The following is a 12503-nucleotide window of genomic DNA, read 5'->3' as shown; positions in this document are numbered from 1 at the left end:
CAGGCTGTTTTCCTTAACTCAAAAATAGGATGGCGGCGAGCACCAGTACGGCGCCCCCGGCGATCGACGCGGCGTACCAGCGCACCTGGCCGTTCTCGCTGTGCACCAGTGCAGCGTTGCCGCCGCGCGCGAGCAGCGGAATCAGGCCGATGCTGCGGTCGATGGGGTCGCGGCGCAGCAGATGGCAGAGCGCAAGGTAGGGGCGCACGAACAGCTTGTCGTAGAGCCAGTCGAAGCCCCAGGCGGCGAACCACAGGGCGCTCAACAGGCGACCCGGCGTGCTCTGCGCCACGGCGGAGGCGACGCGGCGCTGGCCGAGGAACAGCAGCGCTGCGACGACGATGCCGCTTACCGCGATCAGCCCCGACAGCAGCTCCAGGCTGTGCTTGGCCTCGCCACCGGCATGGCCGGCACTTTCCGGCAGCACGCCGGCCAGCGGCGGGGTGATCCAGGCACCGATGAAGGTGGACAGCACGATCAGCACCAGCAGCGGCAGGTTGTGGGCGATGCCATGACCGGCGTGTGCCTCGGTCTTCTGCTCGCCGTGGAAGGCGATGAAGATCAGGCGGAAGGTGTAGATCGAGGTGAGGAAGGCGCCAAGCAGGCCGGCGTAGAGCAGCTCGTTATGGCCGCTGGCGAAGGCTTCCCAGAGGATTTCGTCCTTGGAGTAGAAGCCGGCGGTGAGCAGCGGCAGGGCGGCCAGCGCCGCGCCGCCGACGACGAAGCTGGCGTAGGCCAGTGGCAGCTTCTTCCACAGGCCGCCCATCCTGAAGATGTTCTGCTCATGGTGGCAGGCGTGGATCACCGCACCGGATGCGAGGAACAGCAGAGCCTTGAAGAAGGCGTGGGTCATCAGGTGAAAGATCGCCGCATCCCAGGCGCCAACGCCCAGGGCGAGGAACATGTAGCCGATCTGGCTCATGGTCGAGTAAGCGAGGATGCGCTTGATGTCGGTCTGCACCAGCGCGGCGAAGCCGGCCAGCACCAGGGTCACGCCGCCGACGATGCCGACCAGCTCGAGAATCTCCGGGGTCAGGAGGAACAGGCCGTGGGTACGGGCGATCAGGTACACGCCGGCGGTGACCATGGTCGCCGCGTGGATCAGCGCCGACACCGGGGTCGGGCCGGCCATGGCGTCGGCCAGCCAGGTCTGCAGCGGCAGCTGGGCGGACTTGCCCACTGCGCCGCCAAGCAGCATCAGGGTGGCCAGCCACAGCCAGGTGTCGCCGGCCACGTAGCGCTGCGGTGCCAGCACCATCAGCTCCTGGATGTTCAGGGTGCCGAGGTTGAGGAACAGCAGGAACAGGCCAATCATCAGGAACACGTCGCCGACGCGGGTGACGATGAAGGCCTTGAGCGCCGCGTTACCGTTGGGCACGTGCTTGTAGTAGAAGCCGATCAGCAGGTACGAGCACAGGCCCACGCCTTCCCAGCCGAAGAACAGCACCAGCAGGTTGTCGCCCAATACCAGCAGCAACATGCTGAAGATGAACAGGTTGGTGTAGGCGAAGAAGCGCGAATAGCCTTCCTCACCGCGCATGTACCAACTGGCGAACAGGTGGATCAGGAAACCCACGCCGGTGACCACGCCGAGCATGGTCACCGATAGGCCGTCCAGGTACAGGGTGAAGCTCGGCGCCAGGCCTTCGACGCTCATCCACTGCCACAGGGTCAGGCTGTAGGCGCCGTCAGCCGGCGGATTGCCGAGGAACGCGGCGATGACCCAGGCAGCGCTGGCAGCAGCCAGGCCGATGGAGCCGACGCCGATCAGCGCACTGGTGTTTTCCGAGAGGCGCCCGCGTGAGAAGGCCAGCAGCAGCCAGCCGAGCAGCGGGAGGAATAGAGTCAGGGCTAGAAGGTTCATCCGCGCATCTCGCTGGCAGCGTCGATATCCAGAGTGTTGAAGCGGCGATACAGCTGCAGCAGGATCGCCAGGCCGATGCTGGCCTCGGCAGCTGCCAGGGTGATCACCAGAATGAACATCACCTGGCCGTCAGCCGCGCCCCAGCGGGCACCGGCAACGACGAAGGCCAGCGCAGCGGCGTTCATCATCACTTCCAGGCTCATCAGGATGAACAGGATGTTGCGCCGCACCATCAGGCCGACCAGGCCGATGCAGAACAGCACGCCGGCCAGGGCCAGGCCGTGTTCGAGGGGGATGCCGGTCATACGCTGGGCTCCTTGGCTTCATGGCGACCCAGATGGAAGGCAGCGACCAGCGCGGCAAGCAGCAGCAGGGCGGCCAGCTCCACGGCCAGCAGATAGGGGCCGAAGAGGCTGATGCCGACGGCCTTGGCTTCGACCGTGGTATGGCCGATATGGGCGTCGCTGACGTGGTTCAGCAGCACATAGAGCAACTGACCGAGCAACAGGGCGCTGAGAATCGCCGGGCCGACCCAGATACCGGGCGTCAGCCACTTGCGCTCCTGCTCGACGGCAGCCGGGCCGAGGTTGAGCATCATCACCACGAACACGAACAGCACCATGATGGCGCCCGCGTAGACGATGATTTCCAGTGCGCCGGCAAAGGGCGCGCCGAGGGCGAAGAACACCATCGACACCGCCAGCAGCGAGACGATGAGATAGAGCAGGGCGTGCACCGGGTTGGTGTTGGTGACCACCCCCACCGTCGCTGCCACCGCCACACCGGCGGAGAAGTAGAAGGCAAATTCCATCAGAAGCTCCTCATGGCTCCCCTCTCCCGCCTGCGGGAGAGGGGCTGGGGGAGAGGGTAAGAACGAGTCATGGCAGCAGACTCTTGACGTTGATCGGCTCGGCCTCGTTCTGCGCGGCGCCCTTGGGCTTGCCGGCGATGGCCATACCGGCAACGCGGTAGAAGTTGTAGTCCGGGTTCTTGCCGGGGCCGCTGATCAGCAGGTCTTCCTTCTCGTACACCAGATCCTGACGCTTGAACTCGCCCATCTCGAAATCGGGGGTGAGCTGGATCGCGGTGGTCGGGCAGGCTTCCTCGCACAGGCCGCAGAAGATGCAGCGCGAGAAGTTGATGCGGAAGAACTCCGGGTACCAGCGACCATCATCGGTCTCGGCCTTCTGCAGCGAAATGCAGCCCACCGGGCAGGCCACTGCGCACAGGTTGCAGGCTACGCAGCGCTCTTCGCCGTCAGGGTCGCGGGTCAGGACGATGCGGCCACGGTAGCGCGGCGGCAGGTAGACCGCCTCTTCCGGGTATTGCAGGGTGTCGCGCTTGCGAAAGCCATGGCTGAACACCATGGCCAGGCTGCGCAGCTGGGTGGCAGTGCCAACCAGGATGTCCCAGATGTATTTGAACATTCTCATTTCTCCTACGAGGAAATCTACAAATTGCTGCACTCGGCCATGCTGCGTTGAAGCTCACCTCAAAATGCTCATGTACTACTCGTACACTCCGCTTTTTCGGCGAACTTCGCCTTGCCTGACCTTCGTTCGCTGCTTTGTAAATCTCCTCTTACTGGGCCGTGGCCAGCACGACGGCGCCGGTCACCAGCAGGTTGATCAGGGTCAGCGGCAGGCAGAACTTCCAGCTGAAGGCCATGACCTGGTCATAGCGCGGGCGTGGGATCGACGCGCGCAGCAGGATGAAGATCATGATGAAGAAGGCCGTTTTCAGCGCGAACCAGAAGAACGGAATCTGCGGCAGGAGGCCGAACGGGCCGTGCCAGCCACCGAAGAACAGCGTTACCAGCAGGGCGGACACGGTGACGATGGCGACGTATTCGCCGACGAAGAACATGCCCCATTTCATCCCGGCGTATTCGATGTGGTAACCATCGGCCAGCTCCTGCTCGGCTTCCGGTTGGTCGAACGGGTGACGGTGGGTCACGGCGACAGCAGCGATGAAGAAGGTACAGAAACCGAAGAACTGCGGAATGATGAACCACAGGTTCTGCGCCTGGTAATCGACGATATCGCGCATGTTGAACGAGCCGACCTGCGCCACCACGCCCATCAGCGCCAGGGCCAGGAACACCTCGTAGGAGACCGTCTGCGCCGAAGCCCTCAGGGCGCCGAGCAGGGCGAACTTGTTGTTGCTCGACCAGCCGGCGAACAGCACCGCGTACACCGAAAGCCCCGCCATGGCGAAGAAGAACAGGATGCCGATGTTCAGGTCCGCCACGCCCCAGGTCGGGGTGATGGGGATGATGGCGAAGGCCATCAGCATCGCCGAGAAGGCGATCATCGGCGCCAGGATGAAGATGAACCTGTCGGCGAACGGCGGCGTCCAGTCCTCCTTGAAGAACATCTTGATCATGTCGGCGGCGATCTGGAACATGCCGAACGGCCCCACACGGTTGGGGCCGTAGCGATCCTGCCACCAACCGAGCAGGCGCCGCTCGACGAAGCTCAGCAGCGCGCCGCAGACCACCACCACCAGCAGGATGACGATGGCCTTGAGTACCGCGACGACGATCTCGATCAGTTCGGGCGTCAGCCAGCTCATTGCGCGGCCTCCTGCAGCAGGGTCACGCTGGCGCCGGCGAGCGTCGCGGCAATGCCTGGCAAGCCAAGCGGCAGGCCGACCAGGCCGACGGCCAGGTCGTCGCGGACTTGCAGTGGCAGGCGCAGCGCCTGGCCGTTGACGCGCAGGGCCAGCAGCGCGCCGTCGTTCACGCCCAGGCGTGCCGCTTCCTCACGGGCCAGGGCCACGTAGGGTTCGAGCATACGTTCCTGAATCGGTTTGGCGCGTGCGGAGTTTTCCTCGCTGCCGAACAGGTGGTGCAGCGGCGCCACCTGCCAGGTGCCCGCCGCCGGGTTGAACGCAGCATTCACCGCGAACCAGGGCAGGACGTTGCCGGCGGCTTCGAGCAGGCGCACGCCGGGGTCACCGGCACGCAGGTGACCACCGACCTCGTCCTGGAACTTGTTCCAGGCTTGCGGCGAGTTCCAGCCCGGCGACCAGGCGAACGGAATCTGTTGACGGTCTTCCTTGCTGCCGGCGTAGCCTTCCATGGAGAAGGCGAAGGCCGAGTCCTGGTCCTGCGGCTGACGCGGCTCGTGCACGCTGATGTTGGCGCGCATGGCGGTGCGGCCGCTGTAGCGGTGAGGCTCGCGCGCAAGCTTCAGGCCCCTGATGCGGAACGAGGCGCTCGGCGCGGCGTCCTTGATGCCGGACAAATGCGGGTTGCTGGCGGCGCAGGCTGCGGTGACCTGATCCAGTTGCGTCCAGTCCACGGCCTTGCACTGCAGCGTGCTGTGCAGGGCATGCAGCCAGCGCCAGCCTTCGCGGATCAGGATGCTGGCGTCGTAGTAACTCGGCTCATAGACCTGGAAGAAACGCTGGGCGCGGCCCTCGAGGCTGACCAGGGTGCCGTCGCCTTCGGCGAAGGAGGCCACCGGCAGCAGCAGGTGGGCGCGCTCGCTGGTGGCGGTACGCTGGTGATCGGCGACGATCACCGTTTGGGCGGCGTTGAGCGCGGCGTCGACCTTGGCCGCATCGGCGCGGCGGTACAGGTCGTTTTCCAGCACGATCACGGCATCGGCCTGGCCATTGCTCAGTGCATCCAGCGCGGCATCGACGGACTTGTCGCCGAACTCTTCACCCATAAGCAGCGCCAGGCCCAGGCTGTTGGCTTCCGGCACCACCAGGCTCAGCGAGCCGTTCTTCTCACGGTTCTTCAGCGCGCTGGCGATATTGGCGGCGGCTTCGATCAGGGCCTTGTCGCCCAGCGAGGCGCCAGAGACGATCAGCGGGCGCCTGGCATTGATCAGGGCATCGGCGATGCGCTGCACCAGTACGCCGGCTTCGGCTTCCAGGCCGTCGACGGCTGGCGCGCTCGGGTCGATGGCGTGGGCCACGGCGAAACCAATGCGGGCGAGATCAGCAGGGGCGGCGTGCACGCACTGCTCGGCGATATCGTCGAGGCGGGTTTCCGTCACGCTGGCAATGAACAGAGGGTGCAGGGCGTGCTGGGCGACGTTCTGCACCGCCGCCATGTGCCAGTCCTGAATGCGCGCACCGGCAGCGATTTCGGTGGCCTTGCCCTTGACCGCCTGACGCAGGGCCAGGGCCAGGCGCGCGGCGGTCTGGGTCAGGTCTTCGCCGAGAACGAAGATGGCGTCGTGCAGCTCGACGTCGCGCAGGGTCGGGGTCGGCAGCGGGCCGTTTTGCAGGATGTCGCGGATCAGGCGGATATTGGCCAGTTCGCTGGCAGCGATGCCGCTATAGTAATTGCCATCACCTACCAGCTCGCGCAGGGCGAAGTTGGATTCCAGGCTGGCGCGCGGCGAGCCGATGCCGATCACGCGCTTGCCCTTGAGCAGCTCGGCGGCCTTGTCCAGCGCGGCATCGATGCCGATGGCTTGGCCGGCCAGCAGCGGCTGACGCGGGCGATCCTCATTGTTGACGTAGCCATAGCCGAAGCGGCCGCGGTCGCAGAGGAAGTACTGGTTCACCGAACCGTTGAAGCGATTCTCGATGCGACGCAGCTCGCCGTAGCGCTCGCCGGGGCTGATGTTGCAGCCGCTGGCGCAGCCGTGGCAGATGCTCGGGGCGAACTGCATGTCCCACTTGCGGTTGTAGCGCTCGGAGTGGGTCTTGTCGGTGAACACGCCGGTGGGGCAGACCTCGACCAGGTTGCCGGAGAACTCGCTTTCCAGCGTGCCGTCCTCGACGCGGCCGAAGTACACGTTGTCATGCGCGCCGAACACACCCAGGTCGGTGCCGCCGGCGTAGTCCTTGTAGTAGCGCACGCAGCGGTAGCAGGCGATGCAGCGGTTCATCTCGTGGCCGATAAACGGGCCCAACTCTTGATTTTGATGAGTCCGCTTGCTGAACCGGTAGCGACGGACGTTGTGCCCGGTCATCACCGTCATGTCCTGCAGGTGGCAGTGGCCACCTTCCTCGCACACCGGGCAGTCGTGCGGGTGGTTGGTCATCAGCCATTCGACGACGCTGGCGCGGAACGCCTTGGACTCCTCGTCGTCGATGCTGATCCAGGTGTTGTCGGTGGCAGGCGTCATGCAGGACATGACGATACGACCGCGGGTGTCGTTCTCGTCGCTGTACTGCTTGACCGCGCACTGCCGGCACGCCCCGACGCTGCCAAGCGCCGGGTGCCAGCAGAAGTAGGGGATATCGAGTCCGAGGGACAGGCAGGCCTGCAGGAGGTTGTCTGCTCCATCGACTTCGAAATCTTTGCCGTCTACGTGGATAGTGGCCATTTCTTTGAGTCTTCGTTTACCCGCTGGTTAAAGCGGCTGGCTAAGGGAATTCGTCTGTTCAGCTCGCACTGGCCGGCATGCGGGGCGTGGTCGCCACCTTGGCCACACCGGCCTCGAACTCTTCACGGAAATACTTGATGGCACTGCCCAACGGCTCCACGGCGCCTGGCGCGTGAGCACAGAAGGTCTTGCCCGGGCCGAGGAAGTTGACCAGGCCGAGCAGGGTGGCGATGTCCTCGCGGGTGCCTTCGCCACGCTCCAGCGCGAGAAGGATCTTCACGCTCCAGGGCAGGCCGTCGCGGCAAGGCGTGCACCAGCCGCAGGACTCGCGGGCGAAGAACTCTTCCATGTTGCGCAGCAGCGAGACCATGCTGATCGAGTCGTCCACCGCCAGCGCCAGGCCGGTGCCCATGCGCGTGCCGACCTTGGCGATGCCGCCGGCGTACATCTGCGCATCGAGGTGCTCGGGCAGCAGAAAGCCGGTGCCGGCGCCGCCGGGCTGCCAGCACTTGAGGCGGTAGCCGTCGCGCATGCCACCGGCATGGTCCTCGAACAGTTCGCGCGCGGTGACGCCGAACGGCAGTTCCCACAGGCCGGGGTTCTTCACCTTGCCGGAGAAGCCCATCAGCTTGGTGCCGTGGTCTTCGCTGCCCGGACGGGCGAGGCCCTTGTACCAGTCCACGCCCTGGCCGACGATGGCCGGCACGTTGCACAGGGTCTCGACGTTGTTGACGCAGGTCGGCTTACCCCACACGCCGACGGCAGCGGGGAAGGGCGGCTTGGCGCGCGGGTTGGCACGACGGCCTTCCAGCGAGTTGATCAGCGCGGTTTCTTCGCCACAGATGTAGCGGCCGGCGCCGGTATGCACGAACAGCTCGAAATCGAAGCCGCTGCCGAAGATGTTCTTGCCCAGCAGGCCGGCGGCCTTGGCCTCGTCGATGGCGCGGTTGAGGTTGGCGGCGGCGTCGACGTACTCGCCACGCAGGAAGATGTAGCCGCGGTAGGCCTTGAGCGCGCGCGCCGAGATCAGCATGCCTTCCACCAGCAGGTGCGGCAGCTGTTCCATCAGCAGGCGATCCTTCCAGGTGTTGGGCTCCATTTCGTCCGCATTGCACAGCAGGTAGCGGATGTTCATGGATTCGTCGGCTGGCATCAGGCCCCACTTCACCCCGGTGGGGAAGCCTGCACCACCGCGCCCCTTGAGGCCGGATTCCTTGACGGTCTGCACGATGTCGGCCTGGGCCATCTCGGTCAGCGCCTTGCGCGCGGCGGCGTAGCCGTTCTTGGCCTGGTATTCGCTCAGCCATACCGGCTGGGCGTCGTCACGCAGGCGCCAGGTCAGTGGGTGGGTTTCTTCGCTGCGGGCGACGCGGTTGGCCGGGCCAATGGAAGTCAGGGTCTTCATAGCGGTGCGCCGACTCATGGATAGGCCTCCAGCAGCTTGGCGACGCCGTCGGGCTGGATGTCGCCGAAGGTGTCGTCGTCGATCATCAGCGCCGGGGCCTTGTCGCAGTTGCCCAGGCAGCACACCGGCAGCAGGGTGAAGCGGTTGTCGCTGGTGGTCTGGCCGAGGCCGATGCCGAGCTGCTTGTGAATCTCACTGACCACCGATTCATGGCCGCCGATGTAGCAGGTCATGCTGTCGCACACGCGAATCACGTGGCGGCCGACCGGTTGGCGAAAGATCTGGCTGTAGAAGGTGGCCACGCCTTCGACGTCGCTGGCCGGAATGCCGAGAATCGCGCCGATGGCGTCGGCGGCGCCGTCCGGCACCCAGCCGCGCTCTTTCTGCACGATCTTCAGCGCTTCGATGCTGGCGGCGCGCGGGTCTTCGTAGTGATGCATCTCGTGCTCGATGGCCGAGCGCTCGGTTTCGCTGAGAACGAAACGGTCTGTCTGAATCAGCGTGCTGCTATTGGTTGTCTGGCTCATGTCAGCGATCCACGTCGGCCATGACGAAGTCGATACTGCCCAGATAGGCGATCAGGTCCGCCACCATGCTGCCGCGGATCACCGAGGGGATCTGCTGCAGGTGGGGGAAGCTGGGGGTGCGAATCCGGGTGCGGTAGCTCATGGTGCTGCCGTCGCTCGTCAGGTAATAGCTGTTGATGCCCTTGGTCGCCTCGATCATCTGGAAGGCTTCATTGGCCGGCATGACCGGCCCCCAGGAAACCTGCAGGAAGTGGGTGATCAGGGTTTCGATGTGCTGCAGGGTGCGCTCTTTCGGCGGCGGCGTGGTCAGCGGGTGATCGGCCTTGTACGGGCCTGCCGGCATGTTCTTCAGGCACTGGTCGATGATGCGGATGCTCTGGCGCATCTCTTCGACGCGCACGATGCAGCGGTCGTAGGCGTCGCCATTGACGGCCAGCGGCACCTCGAAATCGAAGTGCTCGTAACCGGAGTAGGGGCGCGCCTTGCGCAGGTCGAAATCGCAGCCGGTGGCGCGCAGGCCTGCACCGGTTGTGCCCCATTCCAGCGCTTCCTTGGTGTTGTACTGCGCCACACCGATGGTACGGGCCTTGAGGATGCTGTTCTTCAGCGCCGCTTTCTCGTACTCGTCGAGACGCTTGGGCAGCCAGTCGACGAATTCCTTGACCAGCCCGTCCCAGCCGCGTGGCAGATCATGGGCGACGCCACCGATGCGGTACCAGGCCGGGTGCAGGCGGAAGCCGGTGATGGCCTCGATCACCTTGTAGGCGCGCTGGCGGTCGGTGAAGGTGAAGAACACCGGGGTCATGGCGCCGACGTCCTGGATATAGGTGCCGAGGAACAGCAGGTGGCTGGTGATGCGGAAGAACTCGGCGAGCATGATGCGAATCACGTCGACCTTCTGCGGCACCTTGATCCCGGCCAGTTTTTCTACCGCCAGCACGTAGGGCAGGTTGTTCATCACCCCGCCGAGGTAGTCGATCCGGTCGGTGTAGGGGATGAAGCTATGCCAGCTCTGCCGTTCGGCCATCTTCTCGGCGCCACGGTGGTGATAGCCGATCTCCGGCACGCAATCGACGATTTCTTCGCCATCGAGCTGCAGGATGATGCGGAAGGCACCATGGGCGGAGGGGTGGTTGGGACCAAGGTTGAGGAACATGTAGTCCTCGTGCTCGCCGCCACGTTTCATGCCCCAGTCTTCCGGGCGGAAACGCGCGGCTTCCTCCTCGAGCTGCTGCTTGGCCAGGGTCAGGCTGAACGGATCGAATTCGGTGGCTCGCGCCGGATAGTCCTTGCGCAGCGGATGACCTTCCCAGGTCGGCGGCATCATGATGCGGGTCAGGTGCGGGTGGCCGGTGAAGGTGATGCCGTACAGGTCCCAGACTTCGCGCTCGTACCAGTTGGCATTGGGCCAGATGCCGGTGGCGGTCGGCAGGTTGAGGTCACGCTCGCTCAAGGCGACCTTGATCATCACGTCACTGTTACGCTCTAGCGACATCAGGTGATAGAACACCGTGAAGTCGGCGTCCGGCAGGCCGCGACGCTGGGTGCGCAGGCGCTCGTCGACGCCGTGCAGATCAAAGAGCATGACGTAGGGGCGCGGCAGGTTGCGCAGGCAGGTGAGCACTTCGATGAGGCGCTCACGGGCGACCCAGAGTACCGGCAGGCCGGTGCGGGTCGTTTGCAGGGTGAAACTGTCGTCGCCAAAACGGGCACGCAGTTCGGCGACGACGTCCTGGTCGTCAGCCTTGTAAGGCGGTATGGACACAACGGTGTCTTGAGTCATGGTCTCGGTCGCTGTCGATCAACGTAGAAAGTGGGCGTGACGCTTGCGCGGGCAAGCATCGGCTCAGACTTCGTCGGGGCTACGCAGGTTGGTAACGGCGATTCGCTGCTCGCGACGCTGTTCCTTCTGCGAAGGCATTTCGGCACGGTAGATGCCTTGATCGCCAACGATCCAGGAAAGCGGGCGGCGCTCCTGGCCGATGGATTCCTGCAGCAGCATCAAGCCTTGCAGGAACGCCTCCGGACGGGGCGGGCAGCCGGGAATGTAGACGTCCACGGGGAGGAACTTGTCCACGCCCTGAACGACCGAGTAGATGTCGTACATGCCGCCGGAGTTGGCGCATGAACCCATGGAGATGACCCACTTGGGCTCCAGCATCTGCTCATAGAGACGCTGGATGACCGGCGCCATCTTGATGAAGCAGGTGCCGGCGATGACCATGAAGTCGGCCTGGCGGGGGGATGCACGGATGACTTCCGCACCGAAGCGCGCAACGTCATGCGGGGCGGTGAAGGCCGTGGTCATTTCCACATAGCAGCAGGACAGGCCGAAGTTGTACGGCCACAAGGAATTCTTGCGCCCCCAGTTGACCGCGCCGTTGAGCGCGTCCGAGAGCTTGCCCATGTAGATGTTCTTGTGAACCTGATCCTCTAGCAGCGGGTCGGAGACGAGCTCCCGCTGGCCGATCGGATACGCCTCGTTGGGCGCATTCGGGTCGACCCGAGTAAGTTTGTATTGCATCGCCAAAGCCTCATTGTTTCAGCTTCGCTTGCCGCTTGCGGCGTCCTTCTGGTGCCCAATCCAGCGCACCAATCGCCGACTCGTAGACAAGACCCGCGAACAGAATGGTTATGAAAACAGTAGCTCCGACCAGGCCAATCCAGCCGCTTTCGCGTACCGAGACTGCCCAGGCGAAGAGAAAGAGGGCTTCAACGTCGAAGATCACGAAGAGCATCGCGACCAGATAGAACTTGGCTGACAGGCGCAGACGCGCGCTGCCGGTAGGTAGCATGCCCGACTCGAAGGGCTCGTTCTTGCTGCGTCCCCAGGCCTTGCTGCCGAGCAGACTGGAAACGCCGAGCATGAAGGCGATGAGCCCGCAGACACCCAGCAAGAACACAGCGAAGGCCCAGTTATGGGACATGGTCGTTACCGCATCAGGCATGCCGGTACTCCTTGAGCTAAGGAACGGCTTTTAATTTAGTAGCTGCCAAGCGCCGTCAAGGGCGCTGACGCAAAGTCTGTATACAATACTATGTGCAGTGGAAATGTAAGTAAATTTTTCAGAGAAAATTATTCCCGCTGGTTGGCCATGCCTGTCGAGCGTCCGATTGACTGGTCATGGCAATGCAGGCCCGCAGTGAGCCACACGGCCTACGCTTCTGGACTATAGCTGAGCGCTTCCTTCTGGCAATTTCCGGCAGCGACTCACCCGCTAATCTGCCTGATTTCGAGGCGTGATGAGCCTCGGCGAGATAAGCAATTCACTGCCACTTTGGTGTTAAGGCCAAAGCAGCAAGCACTGCGTGAAATTCCAATAGCGCATATCTCAAGGGCTGATCTATCAGCAAATTTTATTCCTGCACTGATGCTGCACAGCTGATTTTGTACTAGCGTGCATGAATCGCCA

At 64.0% G+C, this 12503-nt stretch carries 11 protein-coding genes; all 11 read right to left on the bottom strand.

The annotated features are described in order from the left end of the window. Positions 1-13: 13 nt before the first annotated feature. Positions 14-1864 carry an NADH-quinone oxidoreductase subunit L gene (gene nuoL / locus BLR77_RS13825; protein WP_074678667.1) on the bottom strand — a complete coding sequence of 617 codons (1851 nt, stop codon included), beginning with the start codon at positions 1862-1864 and terminating at the stop codon, positions 14-16. Then, the gene (gene nuoK, locus BLR77_RS13820) at positions 1861-2169 is read right to left on the bottom strand and encodes an NADH-quinone oxidoreductase subunit NuoK (protein WP_003460477.1); all 309 of its coding nucleotides are present in this window, start codon (positions 2167-2169) and stop codon (positions 1861-1863) included. The genes nuoL and nuoK overlap by 4 nt, the downstream gene beginning before the upstream one ends. Next, positions 2166-2675, bottom strand: coding sequence for an NADH-quinone oxidoreductase subunit J (nuoJ, locus tag BLR77_RS13815; RefSeq protein WP_074678665.1), 510 nt, complete (start codon positions 2673-2675; stop codon positions 2166-2168). Before nuoJ ends, nuoK begins: the two co-directional genes overlap by 4 nt. A 67-nt stretch (positions 2676-2742) precedes the next feature. Continuing rightward, positions 2743-3291 carry an NADH-quinone oxidoreductase subunit NuoI gene (gene nuoI / locus BLR77_RS13810; RefSeq protein WP_074678663.1) on the bottom strand — a complete coding sequence of 183 codons (549 nt, stop codon included), beginning with the start codon at positions 3289-3291 and terminating at the stop codon, positions 2743-2745. Between the two features lie 154 nt (positions 3292-3445). Then, positions 3446-4438, bottom strand: coding sequence for an NADH-quinone oxidoreductase subunit NuoH (gene nuoH / locus BLR77_RS13805; RefSeq protein ID WP_074678661.1), 993 nt, complete (start codon positions 4436-4438; stop codon positions 3446-3448). Next, positions 4435-7158 carry an NADH-quinone oxidoreductase subunit NuoG gene (nuoG, locus tag BLR77_RS13800; RefSeq protein WP_074678659.1) on the bottom strand — a complete coding sequence of 908 codons (2724 nt, stop codon included), beginning with the start codon at positions 7156-7158 and terminating at the stop codon, positions 4435-4437. Before nuoG ends, nuoH begins: the two co-directional genes overlap by 4 nt. Positions 7159-7216: 58 nt before the next feature. Further along, entirely contained in the window at positions 7217-8563 is a 1347-nt protein-coding gene (nuoF, locus tag BLR77_RS13795; protein WP_074678657.1) for an NADH-quinone oxidoreductase subunit NuoF, read from the bottom strand. A 14-nt stretch (positions 8564-8577) separates the two neighbouring features. Further along, on the bottom strand, positions 8578-9090 hold the full coding sequence (gene nuoE, locus BLR77_RS13790) for an NADH-quinone oxidoreductase subunit NuoE (protein ID WP_074678655.1): 513 nt from the start codon (positions 9088-9090) through the stop codon (positions 8578-8580). Between the two features lies 1 nt (position 9091). After that, the gene (gene nuoC / locus BLR77_RS13785) at positions 9092-10873 is read right to left on the bottom strand and encodes an NADH-quinone oxidoreductase subunit C/D (RefSeq protein WP_074678654.1); all 1782 of its coding nucleotides are present in this window, start codon (positions 10871-10873) and stop codon (positions 9092-9094) included. A gap of 63 nt (positions 10874-10936) precedes the next feature. After that, positions 10937-11614, bottom strand: a complete 678-nt coding sequence (locus BLR77_RS13780) for a NuoB/complex I 20 kDa subunit family protein (RefSeq protein ID WP_074678652.1) — start codon at positions 11612-11614, stop codon at positions 10937-10939. Between the two features lie 10 nt (positions 11615-11624). After that, positions 11625-12038, bottom strand: coding sequence for an NADH-quinone oxidoreductase subunit A (locus tag BLR77_RS13775; protein ID WP_074678651.1), 414 nt, complete (start codon positions 12036-12038; stop codon positions 11625-11627). Positions 12039-12503: the final 465 nt, after the last annotated feature.

Origin of the sequence: Ectopseudomonas alcaliphila (assembly GCF_900101755.1) — a bacterium.
GTDB classification, from domain to species: Bacteria; Pseudomonadota; Gammaproteobacteria; order Pseudomonadales; family Pseudomonadaceae; genus Aquipseudomonas; species Aquipseudomonas alcaliphila.
This window is presented reverse-complemented; position numbering and strand designations above follow the sequence as displayed.